The organism is Mesorhizobium sp. P2_F7, from assembly GCF_056403695.1.
The window spans coordinates 571,953-581,627 of record NZ_JBFUFA010000003.1; the positions used below are offsets into that span (position 1 = coordinate 571,953).

Here is a 9,675-nt window from a genome sequence, read left to right on the forward strand (position 1 = left end):
ACGACCCCATCGCCCTCAACGGCGCAAGCGGCGGGAGGTTGCCTGCGGCCCATCACGAACGGTTACCCCCGCGTTACGCGCCGATCGCCTCCAGCCCTTCTTCCAGCCAGTCGGCCAGCAGCGGCATGCCAAGCAAATATTTCGCCGTGCGCTTGTTGGCGCGCTCGCGGGCGGCTGCGACCGCATCAGTCCATTCCGCCGCGTCATAGTCGCCGCGGCCGACCCAGGCCAGCGCGATGAGTTCGGCGGCTTCGTCGACATTGAGGTCGTTGATCAGTTCGCGCAGCTCTTCTTCGGTGAGGTTTTCCGAGCTTTCCTCGGCAAGCCCGTCATGGTGGTGGTTGTCGTGCCTGTCGCCGTCGAACTCGACCTCGTGCTCGGCGCCATCGTCATAATCTTCGTTGACCGCCGCGCTCAGCGCCTTCGCCTTGAGAATGAACAGGCGCACGGTGTCCGGGCCGATCGATAGCTCCCATTCCCGTTCACGGCGCTGTTGCACTCTCGCGCACTCCGCTGGTCATTTCGCGGATGATAGCGGATTTGCAGCGCGCGTCACGTCCGTTCGGCCGGCTGGGCTCACCGCCCGGCGGGATTCCGACCCGCGTGCCTGTCTTTTGAAGTGGTTTTGCGAAATAGTTTTGGTGGCGCGGCTTTTCCGGGATGAAATGGCGCCCGCCTGGCGTTAGCATTTCATCATTATCCCTCAAGGAGGCTTCGATGCGTAGACGTTTGCTGATTCAGGTACTGGCTGTTGTCGCTCTGCCGCTATTTGCGGCACCAGCATTTACCGCCGGCGAGGGTGGCGGAGGCGGCAGCGACGGCGGGAGCACGAAATGCAAGAAGGGCGAGGTCTGGGACAAGAAGCTGAAGAAGTGCGTCGCGCCGAAATACGGCATGCTCGACGACAACAACATCTATGAGGCCGGCCACGATTTGGCGATGGCAGGGCGTTATGATGAGGCGATCGCCGTGCTCAGCCTTGCCGAGAACAAGCAGGATCCGCGCATCCTCAACTATCTCGGCTATTCGCACCGGCATTCCGGCCGCGTCACGGTCGGCCTCGGCTATTACGAGGAAGCGCTGCGCATCAATCCCGACTACACGCTGGTGCGCGAATATCTCGGCGAGGCGCATCTGCAGATCGGCGACCTCGCCGGCGCCCAGGAGCAGCTGGCCGAAATCGAGAAGCGCACCGGCAAGGGCTCGCGCGAATACGGCATGCTGGCCGAACAGATCTACCATTTCATGAGAAGCTGACCCCACCCCAACGGCTTCTCTGGGCCGGTTGCGAGCAATCGCAGCCGGCTTTTTGCCGTCTCAGCCGCAACACAACGCGCATGCCGTGGCGGCAACTGCACAATCGGCTCATGATTTTTCAAAAGCCCGCTTTTTCAGCGTGAAAAGCGCGCGAAGATCGCTATATTGAGGGAAATTGCGGTGAAACGGTTCCGTTAGCCCGAGGCTGCCGGACCCGTTTTCTTTTTGTACCCATCGACAAGGCTTTCCCCGAAACGCGGGGGTGGCGGCAGGAAAGGTCAGGCATCATGAACAAGGTCCCGATGACAGGCGAGGGCTTCGCGTCATTGAAGGAAGAACTGCGTTGGCGCCAGCAGGAAGAGCGGCCGCGCATCATCGAGGCGATCTCCGAAGCGCGTTCGCATGGCGACCTGTCCGAAAATGCCGAATATCATGCCGCCAAGGAGTCGCAGAGTCTCAATGAGGGCCGTGTCAACGAGCTCGAAGACTATATTGCACGCGCCGAAGTGATCGACGTCACCAAGCTCAGCGGCGACAAGGTCAAGTTCGGCGCCACGGTGGTGCTGGTCGACGAGGACACCGAGGAAAAGAAGACCTATCAGATCGTCGGCGACCAGGAAGCGGACGTGAAATCGGGCCGCATCTCGATCTCCTCGCCGATCGCGCGCGCGCTCATCGGCAAGGAAGTCGGCGACGCCATCGAGGTCAATGCGCCCGGCGGTGCACGGGGCTACGAGATCGTCCAGGTGCAGTTCATCTAGCACCTCAGATAATTCTGAAAGGTTCTAAGCTGGCGCTCGTGATTTGAGCGCCAGTTGCTTTTCAGCTTCCGCCACCACCTCAGCCGGGGCCAGGCGCTGCCCTGATGCGGCCAGCAGCGTTGAGGCATACTGCCCGCGTGGGCCGGTCAAACCCGGCTCCGTCGCCAGGAACACCGCGACTGTCGGCAGGCCAAAGGCGCTGGCGAGGTGGGTCAGGCCGGTGTCGGCGCCGATCACCAGCGTCGCGCGGCCAAGGATCGCTGCGATGTCCGCCAGCGGTGATTTCGGCACCACGATGGTTGACGGCACGGCCCTGGCGATCGCCTCGGCCACGGCTTTCTCGCGCTCGTTCGACCAAGTCGTGACCGGCGTCGTTCCCCGTTCAGCCAGCAGGCGGGCGGTTTCGATCCAGTCTTCCGTTGGCCATTTCTTGTCCTCGCGGCTGGTGCCGTGCAGCAGGAAGGCCGTTTTGCCGCCGATGCCGGCCAGTCCGCCCGGAGGCGGCACAATCCCCGATGCCAGCGTCGAAAGATCAGGCTCGTAGCCGAGCGCCAGTCCGAACAGCCGCCGCGTGCGTTCAATGGCGTGCAAGTCGCGCGGCACGGCGTATTTGTGCTGGTAAAACAATGTTGCCGAAGGCTCACGAGCACTTGCGCGGTCGAAACCGGCAACCGGCGCGCCGGCCTGGATGGCGACAAAGGCCGACTTCAACAACCCTTGCGCATCGATGACCAGATCGTACTGGCCGGCGTGCAGTTTCCGGCGCAGACCGGCCATCTCGCGCCAGGTACTGCTGTCTAAAAGCTGCTTGCGCCAGCGCCGGATCGCCACCTTGTGGATGGTTCGGATCCCCGGATGCAGCGCGACGATGCCGGCAAACGCCTCTTCGACGCACCAGCCGAAGGCAATATCGGGGCGGTTGCGGCGCGCATCCTCGAGCGCGGGGAAGGTGTGGATGACGTCGCCCATCGACGATGTCTTGACGATCAGCACCTTCATGCCGCGGCCGGGACTTCCAGCAATCGGTCCGCCGCCGCCGCTACTTTGGCGACATCGAGCGTCTTCAGGCAGTTGAGATGGCCGAGCGGGCACACCTTCTGATGGCAGGGCGAGCAGGACAGATGCAGCCAGATCAGCTCGCGCTGCTTGGCGAGCGGCGGCGTGTTTTCCGGCGAGGTCGAACCGTAGACGGCAACGACCGGCGTGCCGACGGCAGCTGCGACATGCATCAGCCCGCTGTCGTTGGACACCGCCAGCCTGGCCGCCGCGATCAGGTCGATGGCGTCTTCCAGCCGCGTTTTGCCGGCGAGGTCGACGACACCGGGTGCGAGCGCCGAAATCTCGGCGGTGACGTCGCAATCGTTCTTCGAGCCGAACAGCGCCACTTTGAAGCCCTTCGCCATCATCTCGCGGGCAAGGCCGGCATAGCTTTCACTCGGCCAGCGCTTGGCCGGACCGAACTCGGCGCCGGGCATCATGGCGATGAATTTTCTCGGCTGCAGATCGAAGCGGGCCAGAAGCTCTTTCTGATTGCCGGCATCGACGGTCAGCCGCGGCGGCCGGAAATGTCCGCCCTGGGCAAGACCGAAATAGGCTTGCGCGGTGCGCCGCTTGACGCTGTCGGGCAGTGGCACGATGTCGGTCAGCAGGCCATAGCGCATTTCGCGCAAATTGCCGAAGCGGCGCGGAATGCGGGCAAAGAACGGGATCAGCGCCGATTTCCAGCTGCCCGGGAGCACATACGCCATGTCGTAGCGACCGCGCAGCAGGCGGCCAAAGCGGCGGCGGATGGTGAATTCGAGCGCGCCGGGTTTCAGCGGGAAATCGATCTGCTGGCGCAGTTCAGGCATGCGCTTGACCAAGGGCGCTGCCCAGGCCGGGGCCAGCACGTCGATGGCGGCGTTGGGATGAAGTTCCTTCAGCGCCGAGAACAGGCACTGCGCCATGACCATGTCGCCCACCCAGCGTGGGCCGATCACGAGGATCGTTGGGCTTTCAGCCATTCGACATAGTCTCTGACGCCGGTTTCCACGCTGCGGAATTGCCCATTATAGCCGGCTGCGCGCAAGCGGGACATATCAGCCTGGGTAAAACTCTGGTAGCTGCCCTTGAGATGGTCGGGGAATTCGATGAACTCGATCTCGCCCTTACCCAGCGTGTCGATGACGGTTTCGGCGATGGCACGGAACGGCTGGGCGCGGCCGGTGCCGCAATTGAAGATGCCGCTTGCGCCACGCTTCCATAGCCAAAGATTGACATCGGCGACATCGCCGACATGGATGAAGTCGCGGCTCTGTTCGCCTGGGCCAAAGCCGTCATAGGCGCCGAACAGTTTTGGGTTCTCGCCGCGCCCGACCTGGTTGAACAGATGGAAGGCGACCGAGGCCATGGCGCCCTTATGCGCCTCGCGCGGCCCGTAGACGTTGAAATAGCGCAGACCGGCGACCTGCGAATGGTCGGTATCGAAGACGGTGCGCCGGACATAGTCGTCGAACAGTTTCTTCGAATAGGCGTAGACGTTGAGCGGCCGCTCGAGTGCGGGATCCTCGCGAAACTCCGAGCCGCCGCCATAGACGGAGGCCGATGAGGCGTAGAGGAAAGGCACGCGCAGCGACAAGCAGGCATGCAGCAGGCGCTTCGAGTAAGCGTAGTTCACATCCATCATGAATTTGCCGTTCCACTCGGTGGTGGTCGAGCAGGCGCCCTGGTGGAACACGGCCTTGATGCGGCCGAGCCCGCCGGCTTCAACACGCGGCAGGAATTCGTCCTTGTCGAGATAGTCGGCTATCTGCAAATCGGCCAGATTGGCGATCTTGTGGCCATCGGTGAGGTCGTCGACGACGATTATGTCGTCATGACCCTCGGCATTGAGTGCGGCGACGATGTTGGAGCCGATCATGCCGGCGCCGCCCGTGACGATGATCATGAAGGCCTCTGGTTGCTTGCGATTCCGGTCCTTATAAGGGAGGCCAGCCGGGCTGTCGATGAAGCGGGCGGCCACCCGTCTCATTGCTGTTCTTGTCTATTTTGTCTGTTTTGTCTATTATGTGCAGAACGGAGTTTGCGATGAAACACTATCCATCGACCGATCTGAAACAGAATCTCGGGGACGTGCTTGCTGCAGCCAGTCAGCAGCCCGTCTCCATCACCCGTCACAACAAGCCGAGATACGTCCTGATGAGCATCGAGGCTTACGAGGCTCGCTTCGTCAACGACAGCCGCCACGCCTATGGGGCGAAGGATGCGCCGTCTGAGCATGTTGAGATGCTTGAGGAGTACTCTCAAGAGTTGGATCGTGAATAGACCCGCTGCCGCCGACGTTTGGCGGTATCCTTATCTGTGGTATCGCCAGCATGAAGACGGCGAGGCTGAGGGCCGCAAGACACGACCTGTCGCCTTCGTGGCCGTGCTTCCGGGGAAAGCCGGCGGCACCAACCTCTTCATCCTTGCAATCACCTCAGCGCCGCCGGGGCGCCGGATCATCAGGAGCAAAAAATGCCGTCGACCGAACTGCTCATCGCGTTTTTCGCCACCACGGCGATCTTCGCCTATATTCCGGGACCGGCCATGCTCTATGCCGCCGCGCAGACCATGGCGCGCGGGCGCTGGTCGGGGCTGACGGCGGCGCTCGGCATCCATCTTGGCGGCTATTTCCATGTTTTTGCTGCTGCCGCCGGCCTGTCAGTGCTGTTCCACGCCGTGCCGCCGCTCTACATGGCGGTCAAGCTCGTCGGCGCGCTCTATCTGATCTGGCTCGGCGTTTCGCTGTTTCGCAAACGCGGGGAGGGGGATGCGGCATTGCCCGTTATCGAGCGCAAATCTGCACGCCGCGCCTTTTTCGAGAGCATCACGGTCGAGGTGCTCAATCCGAAGACAGCGATCTTCTTCATGGCCTTCCTGCCGCAGTTCATCGATGCCTCGGCAGCGTTGCCGGTCTGGCTGCAATTCGTCGTTTTGGGCACCATCGTCAATCTGATGTTTTCCTCGGCCGACATTGTCTGTGTCTTCCTGGCTGGCATGGTGATCGGCCGGCTCAAGCGGTCCAGCCGGGCGCAGCGCATGATGCAGCGGGCGGGCGGCGCGGTGCTGGTCGGACTGGGCGTCCATGTCGCGCTGCAGAAGAGCTGACGGCCGTCCTGACGTTGCGCTGCGCGGATTTGCGGTATATCGGCTGCGCATGAGCGATCCGGCCCGTAAATTGACAATTTTCAGAACGATTGAGATTGGCCTTTCCCACAAATTGCCAGTGACATGATCAAGCACAATCCGCCTTCGCCCGAACCTTTGCACCGCGCCATTGCCTGCTTTGGCGACGTCGCCGTGCTGGTCGTCGGCGACTTCATCCTCGACCGTTTCGTCAACGGCGTTATCGAGCGTATCTCGCCGGAAGCGCCGATCCCGGTTCTGCATGGGCGTGGCGAGACATCGACGATGGGCGGCGCCGGCAATGTCGTCGCCAACATTGTTTCGCTGGGCGCCAGTGCTATTCCCGTCTCGGTGATCGGCACCGATGTGGCCGGTGACAACGTGGTGCGCATGCTTGGCGAGCTTGGCGCCGACACGTCTGGCCTGGCGCAGGCGCGTGGCCGCATGACGTCGTCGAAGAGCCGCTTCAGCGCGCTCAACCAGCAGGTGCTGCGCTTCGACGAGGAAGAGATCAAGCCGCTCGACGACAAGGAGCGGACAGGCCTGATCCGGCATTTCCGGGCCGCTTTGGCGCACGCGGACATCGTCATCCTGTCCGACTACGGCAAGGGCATATTGCTCGACGGTGTGGCGGCCGAACTGATCGCCATCTGCCGCGAGGCGGGAAAACCGGTGCTGGTCGACCCGAAGGGGCGCGACTATGCACGCTATGCCGGTGCGACCGCCATCACGCCCAACCGCAAGGAGCTCGGCGAAGCGGTCGGTCATCCGGTTTTCGCCGATGAGGAGATCGTGGCGGCCGCACGCGAATTGATCGCCGCGCATGGCTTCGACTTCGTCGTCGCCACCCGCAGCGAAAAGGGCATGAGCGTCGTCGGGTCTGATGAGGCGCGCCACATCGCCACCCAGGCGCGCGAAGTGTTCGACGTGTCGGGCGCTGGCGACACGGTGATCGCGAGCTTCGCGCTGGCCCTGGCCGCGGGCGCTGACCGCGTCATGGCCGCCTCTATCGCCAACGCCGCCGGCGGCGTGGTGGTGGGCAAACGCGGCACGGCGCGGCTCGCCGTCGAGGAACTCACCGGCGCGCTGTTTCGCTCGCATGGCCCGACCGCGCACAAGGACGCCATTCTCGATGCCGCATCGGCGGCGCGCATGGTCGGGGCGTGGAAGGACGAGGGCCTCAGCGTCGGCTTCACCAATGGCTGTTTCGACATATTGCATGCCGGCCATGTCAGCCTGCTGCACGCGGCCCGCAGCCAGTGCGACAGGCTGGTGCTCGGGCTCAACAGCGATGCCTCGGTGCGGCGGCTGAAAGGGCCGGGGCGTCCGGTCAACGACCAGCATGACCGCGCCTGCGTGCTCGCAGCCCTGGCTTCCGTCGATGCCGTCGTCGTCTTCGAAGAGGATACGCCGCTGGCGCTGATCGAGGCGCTGCTGCCCGACATTCTAGTCAAGGGTGCCGACTACACCGTCGAGACCGTGGTCGGCGCCGATGTGGTGCAAAAGGCCGGCGGTCGCGTCGTGCTGGTCGACCTCGTCGCGGGCAAGAGCACCACCGGCACCATCGGCAAATTGCGCGCCGGCGGCGCCACCAACTGAGGGATTTCATGTCCGGACTGAACGATTACCTGGTCCGCTCGGCGGCCGCGATCACCGCCACGGCCGAGCGTGACCTGACTGATGAGATGGAACGCGCGGTGAGCGCTGTGGTGTCGGCGCTTTCGTCCGGCAAGGCACTGCTGGTCTGCGGCAATGGCGGCTCGGCCAGCGACGCCATCCACATCGCCACCGAACTGGTCGGCCGTTTCCTGAAAGAGCGCAAGGCTTACAATGTCATCGCGCTGCCGGCCAATGCCGGGATGCTGACCGCCTGGGGCAATGATTACGGCTTCGACACGGTGTTTTCGCGCCAGGTCGAAGCGCATGGGGCGGCCGGCGGCGTGCTTTTGGCGATCTCGACCAGCGGCAATTCGCCGAGCATCCTTGCCGCCGCCGAGCAGGCGCGGATGATGGACATGACGGTGGTCAGCCTGACCGGCGACACCGGCGGCAAGCTTGCGCCGCTTACAGACATCCTGCTCAACGTGCCCTCGACCTCGACGCCGATCATCCAGCAGGGGCATCTGTGCCTCTATCATTATCTGTGCGAAGTGGTCGAAGCGCGTCTCAGCGATGGCTGACACCGGCGCCACCGGCTCGTATCCGCTGGCCGAGCCCGGCCTCTGGGTCGAGCGGGTCGGTTCGCGAGTGTTTCCAACCAACATACCGGCACTGTTCCTCGACCGCGACGGCACCATCAATGTCGATACCGGCTATCCTGACGATCCCGCTGACATCGTGCTGCGGCCGGAAATACTACCGGTGATCCGAACGGCCAATCTGGCCGGCCTTCCCGCAATTATTGTGTCGAACCAGTCGGGCATCGCGCGCGGCTACTTCGGTTGGCCTGAATTCGCCGCCGTGAATAGCCGGCTGCTTGCACTTCTCGAAGCTGACCAATGTCATATCGATATGGTGTTTGCCTGTGCCTACCATTCAAGCGGCACGGGTGAACTGGCGATAGGCGATCATCCGATGCGCAAGCCCAATCCAGGCATGCTTTTGCGTGCTCGTGATCTGCTTGGAGTGGACGTTGGCCGATCGATCATCGTCGGCGACAAGGCTGACGACATGGAGGCGGGTCGAAGGGCCGGGCTGGTGGAAGGCTGGCTGGTCGGCGGCAGGTTCAACAAAACGGCCCCGGACGGCAGTTTCACGACGCGCAAGCTGATGACGGGCAATGATTACCGCAGACTGTGCGACGTAATCGCAGGCCTGGGCGTGGCTTAGAACGCCACCAGCCCCTCATCCTTGACGCGGCGGATGGTGAGTGCGGTGCGCACCGTGTCGACATTGGGCGCCGAGGCCAGCTGCTCGATGACGAAGGTCTGGAACGTGCCGAGGTCGCTTGCCACGCAATGCAGCAGAAAGTCGGATTCGCCCGATACCATCCAGGCATCGCGCACGATCGGCCAGCCGCGGGTGCGCTCGGCGAAGGTCTTGAGCTCGGCATCGGCCTGGTGGTGCAGGCCGATCAGGCAAAAGGCGACGACGTCCATGCCGAGCGCCGGGGCGTTGAGCAGAGCGCGATAGCCACGGATGATGCCGGTTTCCTCCAGCCGCCGGACACGGCGCAGGCAAGGCGGGGCGGAAATGCCGACACGGCTCGACAGTTCGACATTGGTCATTCGCCCATCGGCCTGAAGCTCGCGCAGAATCTTCCAGTCGATGGCGTCGAGGTCGGCTTTCAGGGGCATGGCTGTCTCAGCTTAAACGCAAGAATCTTTCGCGATCTCGTCATTAAACGACTTTTGTGTCGATGCCAGCCCTTGGTCGGGCGATTTTAGGGCGGTAACGAAAGGGGCAATCGCGCGAATAAGCCTGTGGGCCGAAGCTTTCCGGGGACGACGGCCCGTTCGTCTTGCTGGCGTGGTTGGCAACCCTTACATGTACCAGCGACATTTCACGTCTT

12 protein-coding genes are annotated in these 9,675 nt (G+C 63.1%); 7 read left to right on the forward strand and 5 right to left on the reverse strand.

Annotated elements, in window-relative coordinates; all coding sequences use genetic code 11:
• Positions 1-73 precede the first annotated feature (73 nt).
• Positions 74-499, reverse strand: a complete 426-nt coding sequence (locus tag AC1DZ8_RS12540) for a DUF3775 domain-containing protein (protein ID WP_477302988.1) — start codon at positions 497-499, stop codon at positions 74-76.
• 218 nt (positions 500-717) lie between these two features.
• Here AC1DZ8_RS12540 and AC1DZ8_RS12545 point away from each other — a divergent pair, with 218 nt between their 5' ends.
• Both AC1DZ8_RS12545 and greA read left to right on the forward strand, forming a co-directional pair.
• Positions 718-1,257: a tetratricopeptide repeat protein gene (locus AC1DZ8_RS12545; RefSeq protein ID WP_477302986.1), complete on the forward strand. Its 540-nt coding sequence runs from the start codon at positions 718-720 to the stop codon at positions 1,255-1,257.
• A gap of 287 nt (positions 1,258-1,544) precedes the next feature.
• Positions 1,545-2,018 carry a transcription elongation factor GreA gene (gene greA, locus AC1DZ8_RS12550; RefSeq protein ID WP_181058741.1) on the forward strand — a complete coding sequence of 158 codons (474 nt, stop codon included), beginning with the start codon at positions 1,545-1,547 and terminating at the stop codon, positions 2,016-2,018.
• 24 nt (positions 2,019-2,042) lie between these two features.
• Here greA and waaC read toward each other — a convergent pair whose 3' ends face one another.
• The 3 genes from waaC to rfaD are packed head-to-tail and all read right to left on the reverse strand — an operon-like array spanning position 2,043 to position 4,944.
• Positions 2,043-3,017 carry a lipopolysaccharide heptosyltransferase I gene (gene waaC / locus AC1DZ8_RS12555; RefSeq protein ID WP_477302983.1) on the reverse strand — a complete coding sequence of 325 codons (975 nt, stop codon included), beginning with the start codon at positions 3,015-3,017 and terminating at the stop codon, positions 2,043-2,045.
• Positions 3,014-4,021 (reverse strand): lipopolysaccharide heptosyltransferase II, encoded by a 1,008-nt coding sequence (gene waaF, locus AC1DZ8_RS12560; protein ID WP_477302981.1) that lies wholly within the window; start codon positions 4,019-4,021, stop codon positions 3,014-3,016. Before waaF ends, waaC begins: the two co-directional genes overlap by 4 nt.
• A complete protein-coding gene (rfaD, locus tag AC1DZ8_RS12565; RefSeq protein WP_477302979.1) occupies positions 3,994-4,944 on the reverse strand; it encodes an ADP-glyceromanno-heptose 6-epimerase in 951 nt (316 codons plus the stop codon). Before rfaD ends, waaF begins: the two co-directional genes overlap by 28 nt.
• A gap of 140 nt (positions 4,945-5,084) precedes the next feature.
• On the opposite strand from rfaD, the gene AC1DZ8_RS12570 reads away from it, so the two are divergent.
• The 5 genes from AC1DZ8_RS12570 (at position 5,085) to AC1DZ8_RS12590 (ending at position 8,993) form a co-directional block, all read left to right on the forward strand.
• On the forward strand, positions 5,085-5,321 hold the full coding sequence (locus AC1DZ8_RS12570; protein WP_477302977.1) for a type II toxin-antitoxin system Phd/YefM family antitoxin: 237 nt from the start codon (positions 5,085-5,087) through the stop codon (positions 5,319-5,321).
• Between the two features lie 192 nt (positions 5,322-5,513).
• A complete protein-coding gene (locus AC1DZ8_RS12575; RefSeq protein WP_477302975.1) occupies positions 5,514-6,146 on the forward strand; it encodes a LysE family translocator in 633 nt (210 codons plus the stop codon).
• A gap of 123 nt (positions 6,147-6,269) precedes the next feature.
• Positions 6,270-7,763 carry a D-glycero-beta-D-manno-heptose-7-phosphate kinase gene (rfaE1, locus tag AC1DZ8_RS12580; protein ID WP_477302973.1) on the forward strand — a complete coding sequence of 498 codons (1,494 nt, stop codon included), beginning with the start codon at positions 6,270-6,272 and terminating at the stop codon, positions 7,761-7,763.
• A gap of 8 nt (positions 7,764-7,771) precedes the next feature.
• Positions 7,772-8,344 (forward strand): D-sedoheptulose-7-phosphate isomerase, encoded by a 573-nt coding sequence (locus AC1DZ8_RS12585; protein ID WP_477302971.1) that lies wholly within the window; start codon positions 7,772-7,774, stop codon positions 8,342-8,344.
• The gene (locus tag AC1DZ8_RS12590; RefSeq protein WP_477302969.1) at positions 8,337-8,993 is read left to right on the forward strand and encodes a D-glycero-alpha-D-manno-heptose-1,7-bisphosphate 7-phosphatase; all 657 of its coding nucleotides are present in this window, start codon (positions 8,337-8,339) and stop codon (positions 8,991-8,993) included. Before AC1DZ8_RS12585 ends, AC1DZ8_RS12590 begins: the two co-directional genes overlap by 8 nt.
• On the opposite strand, the gene AC1DZ8_RS12595 is transcribed toward AC1DZ8_RS12590, so the two are convergent.
• The gene (locus AC1DZ8_RS12595) at positions 8,990-9,460 is read right to left on the reverse strand and encodes an Lrp/AsnC family transcriptional regulator (protein WP_454585545.1); all 471 of its coding nucleotides are present in this window, start codon (positions 9,458-9,460) and stop codon (positions 8,990-8,992) included. The genes AC1DZ8_RS12590 and AC1DZ8_RS12595 overlap by 4 nt on opposite strands.
• Between the last annotated feature and the right edge of the window lie 215 nt (positions 9,461-9,675).